This is a genomic window from Acinetobacter lwoffii, from assembly GCF_024129855.1.
GTDB lineage: Bacteria > Pseudomonadota > Gammaproteobacteria > Pseudomonadales > Moraxellaceae > Acinetobacter > Acinetobacter lwoffii_L.
The window spans coordinates 284,275-300,640 of the sequence record NZ_JAMXXC010000002.1; the positions used below are offsets into that span (position 1 = coordinate 284,275).

General features: G+C 43.7%; 15 protein-coding genes. 3 read left to right on the forward strand and 12 right to left on the reverse strand.

The window, feature by feature from the left end:
* Nucleotides 1-196: 196 nt before the first annotated feature.
* Together NI465_RS03165 and NI465_RS03170 are read right to left on the reverse strand one after the other, a co-directional pair.
* Complete coding sequence (locus NI465_RS03165) at nucleotides 197-2,599, reverse strand: glucose/quinate/shikimate family membrane-bound PQQ-dependent dehydrogenase (RefSeq protein WP_253144273.1); 2,403 nt, start codon at nucleotides 2,597-2,599, stop codon at nucleotides 197-199.
* A 170-nt stretch (nucleotides 2,600-2,769) separates the two neighbouring features.
* Nucleotides 2,770-4,011: a carbohydrate porin gene (locus NI465_RS03170; protein WP_253144275.1), complete on the reverse strand. Its 1,242-nt coding sequence runs from the start codon at nucleotides 4,009-4,011 to the stop codon at nucleotides 2,770-2,772.
* Nucleotides 4,012-4,493: 482 nt separating this feature from the next.
* On the opposite strand from NI465_RS03170, the gene NI465_RS03175 reads away from it, so the two are divergent.
* The gene (locus NI465_RS03175) at nucleotides 4,494-5,102 is read left to right on the forward strand and encodes a DUF805 domain-containing protein (protein WP_253144277.1); all 609 of its coding nucleotides are present in this window, start codon (nucleotides 4,494-4,496) and stop codon (nucleotides 5,100-5,102) included.
* 24 nt (nucleotides 5,103-5,126) lie between these two features.
* Nucleotides 5,127-5,642 carry a hypothetical protein gene (locus NI465_RS03180; RefSeq protein WP_354270206.1) on the forward strand — a complete coding sequence of 172 codons (516 nt, stop codon included), beginning with the start codon at nucleotides 5,127-5,129 and terminating at the stop codon, nucleotides 5,640-5,642.
* A 148-nt stretch (nucleotides 5,643-5,790) separates the two neighbouring features.
* Here the strand turns inward: NI465_RS03180 and NI465_RS03185 are convergent, their stop codons facing one another.
* Nucleotides 5,791-6,438, reverse strand: coding sequence for an HAD family hydrolase (locus tag NI465_RS03185; RefSeq protein WP_253144281.1), 648 nt, complete (start codon nucleotides 6,436-6,438; stop codon nucleotides 5,791-5,793).
* Between the two features lie 98 nt (nucleotides 6,439-6,536).
* Here NI465_RS03185 and NI465_RS03190 point away from each other — a divergent pair, with 98 nt between their 5' ends.
* Nucleotides 6,537-7,304 carry a hydroxymethylpyrimidine/phosphomethylpyrimidine kinase gene (locus NI465_RS03190; RefSeq protein ID WP_035342333.1) on the forward strand — a complete coding sequence of 256 codons (768 nt, stop codon included), beginning with the start codon at nucleotides 6,537-6,539 and terminating at the stop codon, nucleotides 7,302-7,304.
* 74 nt (nucleotides 7,305-7,378) lie between these two features.
* Here the strand turns inward: NI465_RS03190 and NI465_RS03195 are convergent, their stop codons facing one another.
* The 9 genes from NI465_RS03195 to NI465_RS03235 all read right to left on the reverse strand — a co-directional run bounded on the left by NI465_RS03195 (nucleotide 7,379) and on the right by NI465_RS03235 (nucleotide 16,362).
* A complete protein-coding gene (locus NI465_RS03195) occupies nucleotides 7,379-8,434 on the reverse strand; it encodes a DUF1176 domain-containing protein (RefSeq protein ID WP_253144283.1) in 1,056 nt (351 codons plus the stop codon).
* Between the two features lie 3 nt (nucleotides 8,435-8,437).
* The gene (locus NI465_RS03200) at nucleotides 8,438-10,876 is read right to left on the reverse strand and encodes an AI-2E family transporter (RefSeq protein ID WP_253144286.1); all 2,439 of its coding nucleotides are present in this window, start codon (nucleotides 10,874-10,876) and stop codon (nucleotides 8,438-8,440) included.
* A gap of 121 nt (nucleotides 10,877-10,997) precedes the next feature.
* Nucleotides 10,998-11,438 carry a YybH family protein gene (locus tag NI465_RS03205; RefSeq protein WP_005252710.1) on the reverse strand — a complete coding sequence of 147 codons (441 nt, stop codon included), beginning with the start codon at nucleotides 11,436-11,438 and terminating at the stop codon, nucleotides 10,998-11,000.
* A gap of 429 nt (nucleotides 11,439-11,867) precedes the next feature.
* Nucleotides 11,868-12,230 (reverse strand): 5-carboxymethyl-2-hydroxymuconate Delta-isomerase, encoded by a 363-nt coding sequence (locus tag NI465_RS03210; RefSeq protein ID WP_253144329.1) that lies wholly within the window; start codon nucleotides 12,228-12,230, stop codon nucleotides 11,868-11,870.
* A 136-nt stretch (nucleotides 12,231-12,366) separates the two neighbouring features.
* Complete coding sequence (locus NI465_RS03215; RefSeq protein WP_064097130.1) at nucleotides 12,367-12,705, reverse strand: zinc ribbon domain-containing protein YjdM; 339 nt, start codon at nucleotides 12,703-12,705, stop codon at nucleotides 12,367-12,369.
* A gap of 124 nt (nucleotides 12,706-12,829) precedes the next feature.
* Complete coding sequence (locus NI465_RS03220; protein WP_253144288.1) at nucleotides 12,830-13,276, reverse strand: SRPBCC domain-containing protein; 447 nt, start codon at nucleotides 13,274-13,276, stop codon at nucleotides 12,830-12,832.
* Nucleotides 13,277-13,527: 251 nt separating this feature from the next.
* Entirely contained in the window at nucleotides 13,528-13,917 is a 390-nt protein-coding gene (locus NI465_RS03225; RefSeq protein WP_180038991.1) for a ribonuclease E inhibitor RraB, read from the reverse strand.
* Between the two features lie 261 nt (nucleotides 13,918-14,178).
* Nucleotides 14,179-15,111, reverse strand: a complete 933-nt coding sequence (locus NI465_RS03230) for an SNIPE associated domain-containing protein (RefSeq protein WP_253144290.1) — start codon at nucleotides 15,109-15,111, stop codon at nucleotides 14,179-14,181.
* A 585-nt stretch (nucleotides 15,112-15,696) separates the two neighbouring features.
* Complete coding sequence (locus tag NI465_RS03235) at nucleotides 15,697-16,362, reverse strand: pseudouridine synthase (RefSeq protein ID WP_004645918.1); 666 nt, start codon at nucleotides 16,360-16,362, stop codon at nucleotides 15,697-15,699.
* Between the last annotated feature and the right edge of the window lie 4 nt (nucleotides 16,363-16,366).

Consider the following 16,366-nt stretch of genomic DNA (forward strand, 5'->3'; position numbering starts at 1 on the left):
AATCCTTTATCTGAATTTCGCTTAAAATCAGCCATATACAAAGCATATTATTTTAATGCGATCTGAATGAAATTGAGCTTTCAGCAACAAATCAACATCATTTCTCTGTGTCCTTAAAACTCGATGTAGGCATTCAACAATAGCGTATAAAAAAGCCTGACGAATCAGGCTTTTTTATACTGAATTAAAAGTTCAACTATTTATTATCTGGCAAGGCATAAGCCACCAGAGAGTCGCCCATTTTAGTCCCAAAGGAACCATGACCACCTGCCATAATGACCACATACTGCTTGCCATTGGCTTCATAGGTCATTGGTGTAGCCTGACCACCTGCAGGTAGACGGCCTTTCCACAACTCATCACCGTTGTTCACATTGATGGCGCGAATGTAGTTATCTTGAGTTCCGCCCACAAACATCACGTTGCCCGCAGTTGAAATAGGACCACCCAACATCGGCACACCCATTTTGAATGGCGGCAATGGAATGCCCGGCATACTGTCACGAATGGTACCGATGCGGCGTTTCCATGCCACTTCATGAGTATTTAAGTCCACACCTGCAACAAAGCCCCATGATGGCTGTTTACACGGTAGACCGAATGGAGACAGGAACGCACTGATTTCAACGCCATAAGGCACACCATACATCGGTTGAACGCCGGCTTCTGTACCTGCACCTTTAGCCGTCTTAGGACGGTTCGGATCTTGAGGAATCAGTTTTGATACAAATGGCAGGCCAATCGGGTTGGTTAATGCAATTTGACGGTCCGGATTCACCGACATACCGCCCCATTCAAACACACCTAGGTTACCCGGGAAGACCAGCGTCCCATTTTCAGAAGGTGGGGTATAAATGCCATCGTAATTCAGTTTGTGGAAAGCAACACGGCAGACCAACTGGTCAAACATGGTCGCACCCCACATCTGTTTATCGGTCAATTTATCTTGTGGCGCCAGATTAAAGTCAGAGAACGGTTGAGTTTTAGAATAGAACTCGCCTTTGGTTTGAGGTCCACGCTTCACAGATTGTGGTACCGGTTTCTCGGTAATCGGCACAATCGCTTTACCATTACGACGATCCAGCACAAAAGCATTACCGGTTTTGGTCAAGACATAAATGGCTGGAACCATATTGCCGTTTTTGTCTTTAATCTCGGTCAATGTCGGCTGTGAAGGTACGTCCATATCCCACAAATCATGATGGGTAGTCTGGAAGTTCCATACCAGCTTACCAGTCGTCGCATTCAGGGCCAGCATCGAGTTGGCATAACGCTCGTCCAGTTCAGTCCGGTGACCACCGTAAATATCCGGTGTACCGACACCCGTTGGTACGTAGACGATATCCAGCTCTGCATCATAGGCCAAAGGTGCCCAAGCATTTGGAGAGTTGTGTACAAATTTTTGACCCGGTGCAGGAATCAAATTCGGATCTTCAGCGCCTGTGTCAAATACCCAAAGCAATTCACCCGTATTGACATCATAACCACGGATCACACCTGACGGCTCTTCAGTTGAATAGTTATCGGTAGTTGAACCCGCAATAATAATGGTGGTACCGGTGACTACAGGCGGTGAGGTTGGAATATAACCGCCCGGATATGGGAATGGCATATCTTTTTGCAGATCGACTTCGCCATTTTTACCAAAGTCAGAACAGACTTTACCGGTGGTTGCATTTACCGCAACCAGACGCCCATCATTGACCGGTAAAATGACTTTTTGCGGACATTCAGCCGATGTGGTTTTCTTCGCAGCGAGACTGCTTTCAAAACCAGCCGTATTGTTGACATCATAATAAGATACACCACGGCAGGTTAAATGCTGATAGGTATGATCGGCTTTCAGTTTTGGATCATAAGTCCATTTCGCCTTACCAGTTGCCGGATCAAGCGCAGTCAATTTCTGGTGAGTGGTACAGATGTACATGTTGTCACCCACCTTTATTGGAGTAACCTGATTGGTGGTTTCACCCGAGTCATTTTCAGTCTTGAATTCGCCCGTGTGATATTCCCAAGCTACCTGTAAATCTTTGACATTTTCAGTATTAATCTGCTTTAAGGGTGAATACCGTAACCCGGACTGGGTACGGCCATAAGCAGGCCAGTCTTCATCTGCCACACCAGGGATTGGCTGGTGGGCTGCAGGCTGCTGCGATTTTAATTCACCGCGAATTTCTTGCGGGTCATTAAATACAGCATAAATCATGACAGCGATGGTAATGGCCAGTGAACCACCCAAGACAATTTTCGCGGTTTTAGCATGATCAAAGCCACGTGTGGCAGCCGGAATCAGCAGCGCTAAACCGAATAGACCTAGAATATCTAAACGCGGCGCAAGTGCAAAGAAATCTGAACCGACTTCCCACAGCCCCCACACCACTGTCGCCAAAACGAATATGGCATAAACAAGGAGTGCAGCACTTTTTCGTTTATACAAGAGAACTGCGGTCGCAATAAAGAGAATACCTGCAATGATGTAGTACCAAGACCCACCCAGCACTGCAAGATAAATCCCTCCAATCAGCAGTCCTATACCGAAAACAGCGGCAATGACCGCTAAAAACGTTTTCAGTACCGAACCTGATGATGAAGTATTCATATTGAACACCTATAAAAGTTTTTTTGAAAGTCCATGCACATGACAGGCATGAGCACCCTTATTGTTAAATTCTGAGTTATAAATACATCAATGTCTTAAGCAGGCATTGCCCATTACTGCAACAAAGCACCTAGAGATTCAATAGTGTATTTGCAACTAAAAACTATATTTTAAAATGACGTATTAAACTTGATTCCGCCCACCCAGACATTTTCACCATCTTTATATGCACCGACGTGACGCACATATTGCACATTCGGGCGAATGGTGAGCCAATTAGTGGCATGTAAGCCATAATAAATTTCTGCATCGATTTCTTGATGACGGTCAGCACTGACATCGTCATTCATGTTGATGCGTGCAATACCAAATGCGATTTCATCTTGAGGGCGTGAATCCATTGCACCCTTATAAACCAGCCCGATATTTTGCATATCACTGACATTATTGGTTTTGGAGTCATGCACTGTCGCATTCACAAAGCCGGTCAAACCACGCGAAGTATCTCCGTGATGTGCAGTCAATTGTTGCTTGGCAACAATCCAGCCCCCATGGTGATGATCGGTTTGATCTGGATTGGAAATGACTTCAGCCTCTGCTGTACTGTAGTAATAACCGGCACGGTATTCACCCGGTAGTTTCTGTTCACCCAGTTTAGGCGCCCAAACCACTTCTGCAGGAAGCATTGCCCCTTTGGAACCATCCGTACTCAGGTTAAATCCTTTACCACGTTCCAGATTCTCAGGGTTGTATTCATAAGCACCGACTTGGGCATAAAATTCAGGGTTAAGGTTATATTTGACCCGTGCAGCCCATTGGCTTACCGGCCAGTTGTACCACTGATCGCCAACCCAGTTCCCGACTTGTGAACCGCATAGGGCCAGATTCTGGAAATCACAGTCAAAACTATTGAAGTCTTCACCCTCACCAAAGCGTCCGACTTTCACATCCAGTTTTTGTTCCAGGAATTTTTTCTTGATCCATAAATCAGTCAGGCGCCAGGTTTGACCACGGCCCCAGACTTCTTGCACTGAACTCAGATGGCCATTTAAAGCAGCAGCGCTTTGAGACAGTGACTGACCGTTACGCTGGGTCACTGTTATTTGTGCTTCGGTGTCTTGCCAGCCTGCAATTTTTGCCAGATCCAGATATGCCCCAAAAACAAACTGGTCCGCATATTCAGTTTTATGGTTTGAAGATCTTTGCGCATCGATCAAGGTTGCCATTTCACCGGTATAACCAAAACTGAAATCATAGCCCTGATTTTGGAGTGCTGTACGTTGCCCGTTCCAGTCACCGAGCATCCACGGGCTTTCCGAACTGAAAGCAGCTTCAGCATGCACAGTGGTCGTGGTTAAGATGAAAGAGGCACAGCAAAGGTAAACGGCCTTCGATAATGGGGAGAGATACATTGAATGTGATACCTTCATCACAATATGAAGCTTTTTATTATACGCCTGTTGATTTTAAAAAATCGTTACTGATAGATAAAAAGTATGAATAAAATGTTATATTTATTAGTATTATTATATGCTTTTTGTAAATTTAAAATTTATAAGTATCTGTTTATCATCATATTAAATTTAACAACATCAAACCATAGTTCCAAAGAAAAATTTGATATTCATCAGATAGATTTAGCTTTAATTTCTTATAAAAGATTCAGAGATAAATCAGCTCCATTACTATTTAATTTTCTTCATTTCAAATCATGCAACGCTACATTTTTTGTTGATTGAATACTGAATCACTATTGCGATAAGGCTTTTAAAAACATGAAAAAATTATTGTCATTTCACCATAAACTTTTAAAAATTAGATTATGCTAAAGTTATTCTGATAAGAAATTGCGTCGCTTTAAAACAATAATCTAGCTTAATAGACGAGAACAAGCATGAAAGGTTCAATCCTTGATTTTTCTATTCAACACAATACCGGTTTTATCTCGGGGGATGATAATCAGCGCTATAGCTTTAATGGCGCAGACTGGCGTAGTGAGCGTCCACCTTCACGCGGTGATCGGGTCGATTTTATCGTCAATACCGCGGGTGAAGCATCTGAGGTTTATTTAACCTCAGGCAGTTCTATTTATCTGGGAGAAAAAATTTCCAGTCAGCTTGGCAAATATTCAAATCTGGATCAAGCCGAGGAAAATTACAGCAGCATTGACTGGTTTGTAAAATGTCTGACCAACTATGCAAACTTTTCCGGCCGTGCACGCCGTAAAGAATTTTGGTTCTTTATGCTGTTTTGTGTAATTTTAGGCATTGTTGCTGAGGTAATTGATACAGTTTTAGGCACTAAACCGCTGGTGAATAGCCTGCTTAATCTGGCACTTCTAGTCCCAAGTCTGGCCGTTGGCGCGCGTCGCTTGCATGATGTAGGACGCTCTGGTTGGTGGCAATTACTGACGCTTACCGTGATTGGCATACTGGTACTGATCTGGTGGTGGGTAACGGAAACCAAGCAACAAAACAATGAATATGGTGCTCCTGCCAAATAATCGAACCTTACAAATCCCGTCTTGATGCGGGATTTGTTTATCGATTATTTAATGACTAAATATCAGCAAAATCAGACTTTCTCCATGCTGCAAGATCAATTAGTGAAATTTCCAGATGCTGTATGGGTGCAAATCTATAAAGATAAAATGCAGCTGATGAATATAGATGGCACGATTACGCATACTCTGCTACCCGATGTGCCTTATGCCCATCCGCGGAGTATTATTGCCGACTTTGATGCAGCCGCGGTGACGCTGAAACGGCTGTTACCATCGTCAATAATGAAGAAACTATTTAGCTCTATAGCACTGCTGCAAATTATGGATCTGCCTGAAGACGGTTTAACCGAAGTTGAAAAGCGCGCGTTACTCGAACTCGGTTATGAAAGTAGCGTGCAAAATGTCATCCTGTTTGACCATGCAGGAAATGCACTGACCAAAGCCAGAGTTCCACCCCAACATCGAATGACGATCATCAATATTTTACTGGTGATTATCATTATGGTGGTGTTGGCATCGACCTGGTTTTTGACGCTTTAAATGTTCTTGTAAGAGCAAAAATCCCGCACGCTGCGGGATTTTTATTGAGATAACAATCTAATAAGAGAGTTGATCTGTATAGATGTAGCAGCTTATAGACAAAATATCTCTAAAAATCAGCTCAAATAAAATAAGCAAAAATTAGGGTTTATTTAAAATAATCTAGCAACTGATTAAAGCGGTCTATTTGATATTTAGGCTGTGCCAGTGCTAACTCTTCCTGACTACCATAACCATAATTTACCGCAATAGTATCAATACCATTTTGACGGGCACCAAAAATGTCATGCTCACGGTCACCCACCATCAGGCATTGATCGGCCTGTAATTTTTGCTGCTCTAAAATATACTGAATCAGCTCAGCTTTATTGGTTCGCTCGCCATTCAGCTCACTACCATAAATGTCGGTAAAATACTGGGCCAGATCAAAATGTTCCAGAATCTGTTTGGCATACACCGTGGGTTTTGCTGTGGCGACAAACAAGCGATAACCACGGCGTTTCAGTTCTGCCAGCGTTTCTGTCACCCCCTCAAAAACATGATTTTCATAGAGACCCTTGACTGCAAAGCGCTCCCGATAACCCATCAGAGCCTGCTCCGCCAGAACATGATCGGCTTCAACATTTAAAATTTTGGCCAGTGAGGCTTTTAAGGGCGGACCAATAATCCAGTCGATATTAATCTCGTCACTAATCGGATGGCCAATTTTTTCCAGACCATAGCGCGCAGACGTCGTAATCCCCACTTTTGGGTCAGTTAATGTCCCATCCAGATCAATTAAAATATTCTTAATCACCGCCCATCCCCTCTCATCAGCACCGATATAAATTAATATCGAGAGTTCATTCAAATTTGCCTATACTAATGCAATTTTAGTGAATGAAGGACATCATTTTGCGCCCTACCGTACTTTGCTTTTCCGGTTTAGACCCTTCAGGTGGAGCCGGCCTTCAAGCAGATATTGAAGCCATTGGTCAAAGTGGTGCACATGCGGCAATTGCCTGCACAGCCCTCACCATTCAAAATTCACAGCAGGTTTTTGGTTTCAAAGCCACTTCCAGAGAATTACTGTTGGCACAGGCCAATGCGGTGATAAATGACCTGCCCATTCGTTGCGTAAAATCTGGCATGTTAGGCACTACAGATAATATCGCGGCTCTAGCCGAGTTTCTGACTGCACATCCAGATTATCTCTATGTGCTGGATCCGGTTTTGGTCGCCAATAGTGGCGGTTCGCTGGGCAATCAGGAAACGCTGGTCAAAGCATTTACCCAGTTGATTCCATTGGCCACCATTTTAACGCCGAATACGGTTGAACTACGTGCCCTGACGGGTGAGCAGGATCTCAAGCTGGCCACTCAAAAATTATTTGAAATGGGTGCACAGGCGGTTTTGGTCAAAGGCGGTCATGAAGATACGCCAGATTACATTCAGAACAGTCTGTATATTGCAGATGAGCTGGTCAACGAAACTCGCTGTCCACGTCTGCCAGGTGAATATCATGGCTCTGGTTGTTCATTGGCCAGTTTCATTGCCGGACGTCTGGCTATGGGCGATCAGTTGAAAACCGCGGTACAGCATGCTGAAACCTGGTTATTTGGGGTATTAAAAAATGCTGAAATTCCTGTTCCAAATGGTCAGAGAATTCCAAAGCGTTTTTAAGATTACATGTTTTAAAATTAAAAAGCCTGGATGAGTCAGGCTTTTTTCTCCCTGCTATTCTTCTGAGGATATCCTTATTTACCCTGGATGACTTTGCTTACATAGGTCGGCAAATCCCAGGCACCGCCAGCAAAGCCTTTGCATTGCACGGTCAGACTACTGAAGCTTTTGACAAATTTCTTGCCATTCCAGGCCCATTCGTCCTGACTCAGACAATCACCCAAACCACGTACTTTATGCCCGGAAAATATCTGGCCTTGGCTAAATGTTTCTCCCGAAGTCGTTACCAGCTGTTTCAACTGCTTGTTTTGATCCATCAGCCAGAAGCCACTACCCATATTATAAGCCCCACGCCAGCATGGAATCTGAACCAGCTGATTCTGGGCATTAATGGGATAAATTGTCATAACATCATCATCCAGAAAACGCTGGCTAAACAGCAAATCACACTGATCCTCGTTGGTGGTGGCTTGCAGTTTTCGAATCATCTGCTGACTGGCTGCCGTATTCAGCTTCACTTGAGCGATTTTGCCTGACTGATATTTTGGTATCTGAATTTTCGGTATCCCTGCGGCTTTAAGCACCGCCTGATTGGATTTTCTCCCCGGCCTGATTAAGGCTGAGGTCGTAGAGAACCGATGCTGAAATTCATCCATCTTGAGTAAAACGGCACTGGCGCCGGCGGTCGACAGGTTCCAGCGTGATTGCGCATTTTTAAAGACAACTGGAGCTGTTCCCTGTACAGCTTTCAGCAAGGCTCGCGTTTGATCAGTACTGAGTTGCCCTATTCCCTCCCGATTCAGAACAATCACGCCATAAGGTGTGCTGGCAATTTGCAATTGAAGCTGTCGTGTAGGTGTGGCAGCAGCTAAGGGTAAAATCTGGACCTGAGCTTTGATGCTACTGTTTATCCCAGCAGCACGCTCTAGTAGCACCGAAACCGGCTGACCAATATCTTGATCCGATTGATAACCGGCAGCGCGGCAGGTGCCGGTATTATCACAGGCAATTTCCCAGTCTTTATGTGAAAAATGCAGGCCCTGAATGGCCGCCAGACTTAATGAGCTGATACTGGCTAGACCAAATGTGACACTCATGGTTTTGATGCTGTAGATCCATTTTTGTTTCATTGTTTAGTCCTTATTTAAAACGCTTGCCGAGGTAGCAGGCTGCATCTGCTCAATCTGCTTCTGTTTATCTTTTTTCTTGCGCTCATTGCTCAAAGTCGCCATTAAATCCTGTGCCAAAGCCTTAAGCAGAATCATATCTTCGGCCTGCATCTGTCTCGGTTGTTTATCCAGCAGACACAGACTCCCCAGCGCAATTCCATTTTTATCTTTTAAGGGCACACCGGCATAGAAACGGATATGATGCTGTCTTAACTCTGACAGATGCGGAAAGCGCGGGTCACGCTGCAAGTCTTCAATCACCAAAGGCTCATTCTGATAAAGCAGATGGGTGCAAACTGAATCCTTGCACATTTTCCGGGTTGCAATAGGTTCTTGGGTAAAAGGACTGACTGGAATATACATTTCGTGCTGATTCAGCCAGGAAATTTGTGCGTAATCAACGTCAAAGGCTTGACGGGCTTCTTCAATATATTGTTTATAAAGGATCTGATGACGGTGATCTAATAATCCCAACTCATTTAAAGCCTGCTGCCGTTCTTTTTCATTCTTGATCTCCAGATTCTCAAACCAGCTTTCGCCTTCATTCAAGGTATAAGTTTCGACAGTCAGAATCAGATCATCGACATTATTGACCAGTGCTGCCAGCTCAAAACGTTGTTGCAGTTCATCCAGAAGCTCCAGCTGCATCACGCTCCAAGTCGCAAAAATGATTTTCAGCTCAGGATATTGCTGTGCCAGTCTATATTTCAGCAACCGGATCTGTGCCGCAGGCGCATGATGAAAAATCGACACACATAAAATCTTGATCGAAGCTGGTAATGCAATACCCTTTCCTGATTCACTCGATTGAATCAGCACATCCGAATCATTTCGGGCAGCAATATTTTTGAGATTCAGCGCGTGTGCCACCATGGCAGAAATTTGGGTATCAATTTCCCAACGCGCACCGACACAATAAACTTCGGGCTGCTCGGTACTTAATTTACTCGGATAGGCTTTTTGAAACGCATGATTAAAGAACTGTAAGCCCTGATAAAGACGCAAACGGTGTTCGGCAGTGACATCGGTATCATGTCCTTGCGAATAAATCCGAATGGCTGGAATGGCCACTTCGCCATAGAACATTTGTACCCGACGGGCCACCTCCTCTGCACTGGGCTTTTTCGGTAATTGCGCACAGATGTAATCATTGGCTACCCGCATTGCATCATTGACTTCATCAGCCACCAGTCGCTGGTAAAAGCGTTCGGAGGGTGACAATACTGGCGTACTGCCAAGCAAGGTTTTGACAAAACCCAGTGCCGGTACATAATTGGACAAAACCAGCAGGCAGGCAGTCAAAGGCGTCGACAAGATCAGCCCTACCGGTCCCCAGAGGGTGGTCCAGAACGTAGCAGCCAGAATAATTGCCAAGGTAGACAGGCCGGTACTTTCCCCATAGAGCCACGGTTCAATCACGTTATTGCTGATCAGTTCCAGCACCAGAATCAAGCCCACAGTCCAGAGCACCATGTCCCAGCCCGGATCAACGGCGAAAGCCAGCGTAATCGGGAAAATAGCTGAAACAATCGGACCAACATAGGGTACAAAACGCATAACCACCGCGACCAGCCCCCACATGATCGCTGCCGGTACGCCAATCAATAACAGACCAATCGCCATGGGAATGCCATAAGTGACATTGACCAGCAGCTGCATGCGCAAATAGGTTCCGATACTCTTGCCGGCATCATCCAGCGCATCGGTGCCGATATTCAGATTACCACCCAAGAGTTTCAGAAAGCGGTCATGCAGGTCTTTACCATTGAATAAAATCAATACCATAAACAGGAACACAATCCCGATAATCGCCAACGGATTCAGGATTTTATTCAACCAGTCCAGCGCAGCCTCTTCACTCGTTGGCTCTAGGCCCACGACTTTGACATTCTGCACATTCGGGTCTTCTGTTTCCTGTTCTTGGGTGTCTATCGAATTTTCTACCGTGTCAAAGGTCTGGATCGCACCGTCCCACATACTCGGTCCCTGACGATAATTTTCGAGCATTTTCAGTTTTTGCTGGATGGTGTCCTGATATTGCGGCAGTTCCTGACTCAGCTTGCCAAGCTGCACCCCCAGATAAGTTGCAGTGCCGCCCAGAAATGACAAGGTCAGGCACATGACCAGGCCAATCGCCGCCCATTGGGGACAGCCCCAGCGCTTTAAGCGAGAAACTAGAGGAGAAAGTAAAAATGCCAGCAGAATGGCCAAAGCCAGCGGAATAAAAATATCACGGCCAAAATACAATGCCGTCATGACTACAGCAGCAATTACAAAGCCTGCCATCATTCTGAGTGCATGTTGGGTGCGCTGCCGCTCGGACTGATCCGGCATCAATACTTCAGTCTGTTGTTGCAGGTTGGCCTGTCGTGGTTTTACTTGACTGTTCTTGTTGTTATCCACCTGAAAAGTCCTAAAATATTATTCCTTCAACATAATTTAGGACTTTCTATATTTTTGTTACAAAGGTATTCCTGTAATCATTTGCAAAGATATTTCACTTAAATCTTTTCAGGTAAATAGATTAACTCACGCTTTTGATCCGGCGCATTTTCCGGGTTTCGAGTTGCACAGGGACTGAAGTATGTTGATGCAGCAATTGCCATTTGCCCTGCTGCTTGCTCAGGCACATGCTGACCCGACACCAGCCCAGCTGGAAAATCGGTTCAATCACCGCATAACTCACCCGTACATAACCATCGACTACAGCCAGATCAGAAGTGACATGAATATTAAGGTCTTGGCGTTCGATGCGTATGCCTTCCGGTATAAATGCCCGATATTGCTGCCAGAGTGCCTGATAGGCTTCTACACCTTTCACTTCCATACTGACATCGACCAGACGGATATCGGGTCGGCATAATTGAACAATATCCTGAATTTCAAGTCTGGCTACGGCATTATCCCACTCCTGAAGAAATGCCATGACTTCCTGAGCCAATTTTTCATCCCCAAAAACCTGCATAAAATTTCCTTCAACCGGACAAGTCAGACCTGAAATCTGGGATTCAATCAACTCACCGGATTTCTGATCTTTTTGTTCTTATTATTTTGCTTATGCTAAAGCGTTATTCTCGCTTTGCTCTTCCCACTGCCGGATTGGATACAGCTCACCTGAAGATTATTTTTTAAATTATTTTTATTTTAATCAGGATGAATATGCTGTTTCTAGATTGGATGATTCAAAAATCAGCAGCGATTAAAAGTTACTTTAGAACTTTTATCGCATGCCTGTAAATGACATAAAGCGTCATTTAAAAATAGAAATAATTTTAGATCTGAATAAAATAGCGAGCTGTTACAGACCAAGTCGATCTGTTTATAAATTTCGTATAGCATTGATAAAGTTTCAAGGCATTTGATCCATGTCATCTCAGCAAATAAAAGCCATCATTCAGATAACAGCTTTACGATAAGTCTGCTTTGGCATTTCAATGATTTCGACACGAAGCTGTATTTTTAATTCAGGTTGTGGCGCAATATATTGCTGCATCACGTCGAGCACCAATTCGGAAATCGCCTGACGAACTTCGACACTGCGCCCACTCAACAGTGAAACTTTGGCATGCACATAGGCCTGATCTGTAACAGCATTCAGTCCAATCACATAATCCCGCTGCATAATCGCACGACTTTTTAAATCATTGGGATCAGTGACATGGCCGGTGTTAAAAAGTGCCTGATGGATCGCGACCAATAAAGGTTTGATCTCGATATGTTGCAGATTGTCAGAATATTCCAGATGCAGGTGCGGTATTAAAGTGGTCTCAAATCGAAAACGTGAGGATCAGAGCGGCAGGAAAATAATCAGCCCAGAATTTCAGTAATAATGAGAATAATACGATACATCAACCGTATTATTCTCTCGTCAGAATTTTAGTCTAGGGCTAAATTTAAGCTTTCTTGACATATTCTGATTTCAGTTTCATCGGGCCGATTCCCTCGATTTTACAATCGATATCATGCCCATCTGCAGCATCAGGCAGCAAGCGGATACTTTTTACCTTGGTGCCCACTTTCACCACTGAAGATGAACCTTTGATTTTCAGGTCTTTAATCACCGTTACGCTATCACCGTCCGCCAGCACATTGCCATTGGCATCCTTAATGATCACTTGCTCTTCAGTGATTTCACCTTCTTTCCACTCGTGTGCGCATTCTGGACAGATCAGTAGATCGCCATCTGCATAGGTATATTCAGATTGACATTTCGGACAGTTTGGCAGACCCATAAGAACCTCGAAAAAAAGAGAAAAATAAAATAAATGAAACAAATAAGCGCACAGTATAGCATCTTTGTCAGGCGCGCTGATGGAGAGGACATTGGGATGAAACCAACACAGGAGATCCAAGGAATTAATTGTCTGAAATCTGCGGATTAACCAGCAAAGACAGGAGTTGCAGTGATTCCTGCCAACTCAAATGACATACCGCTGGCGGCACCACATCCGGATAACCCACCTGAATAATGTGTAAACCGGTACCGATTGACACTTTTTCAAAGATGATCGTGACCTCTATTTCACCCTGCAATTCGGGGGTAGAAAACTGATCGGTATAGCGCAGCAACTGATTGGGAATGACCTCATGATAAACACCATGAAAATGATGCTGGGTCCCGGTAGAAAAATTGGTAAAGGTGGTTTTATAGCTGCCGCCGGGTTTAACTTCTGCATGTTCTACTTTGGCAATAAAGCCATGTGGTGCCAGCCATTTGGCCAGTGCATCCGGATACACAAAGGCACGATACACCCGCTCCGGTGGTGCGCTAAACACACGATGCATTTTTAAGGTGTAACTCATTTTTTCTTGTCCTTTGTTCTTATTATTTTTTATTGCGGGATATTCCCTGCATTTGTTGTAACTAAATCCTCAGCATCATCAGCCTGAGTTAAGTACTCATCTGAGTTATTTTATCCAGTTTTGAGCTGGCTATATATAATGAGTATGTATCTATACTTAAGCTCAAATCTTCGTATAGCAATTAAATAGAGCAATAAAAAAACCCGGCAGCACCGGGTCTCTTATTTTAAATGCTTTAAATACAAGCATGCTCAGCTACTACGCAGGCCGCTCTCTTCGTCATCCAGCTCATCATCATAGACATAGGCCATGCAACCCCAGCCATCATATTCGCCCTGAAATTGTGCAGCGATTTTGCTGAACCATTGTTCCAGATCCACGATATCTTCGTAGGCAGGCTCCATATACACATAAATCGTGATAATCCATTCCAGGGTATCGCTTTCTTCGTCCTGAAACAGGCTGATTTTTTGCTCTTCTTTTAATAGATGCAAGGCACAACGATCTGCCTGCGCTTCATCCGCAAAGGCAATGGAAAATTCAATTTCGTGCGCTTCTTGCAAGTCGTCGCCATCCTGATGCATTTGCCACAGTACATTGCCATTTTCATCGTCAGGGAATTGATTGTAATCACGTGACATAGAAGTATCCTTATTATGATGCTGTTTTATTCTGCATTTAAGATTAGCTGATTTTTGTACAATTATCGAGATACAGACAAAAAATATTATCTTTTAACCATAAATAAACATATGATTTTTATAAATATAAAAATAAATAAGGGGATCAATATATTCAAGATTCCTCAAGGCCAAAAATCCTGAAAAATATCAGGATCTAAACCAACTTATGGCATTCAGAATACTCTGGTAAAAATCTTCTAGACCTATGAGTGTCATGATCTAAGCGATGTATGGATGCAGATGATCTTGTTTCAATTGCAACACCAGTGCAGCAAACTTGAGCTCCTCTAAACGCAGATCAAGATAGGATTCTTGAATCATCGCCTGACTCAGTGCCTGCCCGGTATAATTCAGCAAGACATAATCATCCTTTAAGGCTTGAAGCATCTCGCCCAGATTTTCTGTGCTTAATTGAGTGAGATATAAATCTGCCTTACAGTTGAAAGCCAGACTCAGGATTTCAATAGTACTTCGACGGCGATTGTCGTCGACATAATTACAGCTCGCCACCTGCTGTTTTTCTACAGCCTGCTGAATTCTGTCACGGACATTGCATAAATGCCGAACCGCATCCGTTTCACTATAACCGTCAATCAGCTGCTGTAAAACCTGTGTTGCGGGAAGTTGCAAACCGAAGCGCTTGGCCTGTATTTTATGCTCTAAAGCACTCAATACCTCTTGCAAGCGATGCTGTTGTTTGGCCTGTTCATAATAACCGTGCAAACTTTGTCGGGCCTCCTGCTCAACCTCGGCCACGACCTGCGCCTGAAACTGGGCAAGATAATCTTTTACTCTTGTGATATAGGCTTTGAGATCATCGATCATGATCGAAGCATCCAGCTTGGTCGCTTCAACAAAGTTTTCGGCCTGCAAAGTCCGGTTAATAATATATTGCTCGATATCCCAGATATCCTGATATTTTTTATATTTATTCAGCGCAATGTTTAAACTGCCATTCTGTAGCCGCAATTGGGTGATTTCATAATTCAATTCATCGACTTGAGTTTCATAATCTGCCAATTTGCTGCGGGAATGATCCAGGTTTTCCTGTAAAAACTGGATATTGCTGCGTAATGAAGCCTGTACCTTTAAGCTCCATAGCAATGCACATATTAAAATACTCGCGAGAACGAAGAGAGCCATACTGAGCATCGTTCTTTCCTTTAACCCCGGGCAGCGCCCTAAACCATCAAATTAAAAATTTATTATAAAGTCATGATTAATTTTGCATCACTTCGGCCAGATAATCAAAGCCGTTGATCAATACTAAGTCATTCATTCATTTTATTTTTCTACAAAATTTTTATGTGCAAGTCATGTATGACTGACTACTTTCCAGCTCAAGACAAATCCATTCTGAAACAACTTACGATATTTTTTATATCAAAGGATATAATTTGAAAGTTTAAAAATAATGAAAGGAAGGTTAAAAAATCATAAAAATAAAGGCATCAGGCCTATAGCGGGAGATAAAAGAATAAAAAATCTCTAGGCTTATCGTCAAGAGATAAACCGAACATTAAAATTTATATTCTGCAGTAACAGCCGATCAGGCAATGGATCAGTAGAAAATTTCATTTGAACATGCTTATAAAGCCACTCATTTCCACGCTGTTATCGAAATAAATTCTCACACTTTTTTATTCGGATTGCCCAGTTTAAGAGCTTGATCCTCATCATATTTATGAGCTTAAAAAGCATGTGTCCAGCTGGCTCTGATTATTAAGCAGAATCAAATTAGAACGGTATGGCTGTCTTAATTTCGACCGGGATACCACTCAAAGGCTGGATAAAGGCCAGATAACTGGCATGCAAGGCCATACGATTCAAAGGACTGCGCTGGGGTTCAGGATGATAAATTTTATCACCAGTAATGGGATGACCCAGATGCAGCATATGCACGCGTAGCTGATGGGAACGGCCGGTAATAGGTGTCAGTAACACTCGGCTAATGTCTTGCTGGGGTAGATATTCTATTGCCTGATATAAGGTTTTGGCGGCTTTGCCCAGTTCATAATGCACCATTTGACGCGGACGGTTTTCCCAGTCAGTTATCAGAGGTACTTCGACGCTGCCCTGTCCTTCAAGTTTGCCTTGTACCAGTGCAACATAATTTTTATGCACGGTGCGCGCCTGAAACATTTTACTCACCGCCACTTCTGCATCGCGGTGTTTGGCAAACATCAAGATACCCGAGGTGGCCATATCCAGACGATGGGTAATTTTAGCCTGCGGATACTGATCTAAAACCCGTAAATAAGCGCTGTCATGATGTTCAGGTAAACGCCCCGGCACCGACAATAATCCGGCCGGCTTTTCAATCACCAGCAGATCATCATCTTCATAAACAATCTGCAACGGCTCTTGCGGTGGGCAATAAATAAAGTCGAGGTTAATCGGCATGTAG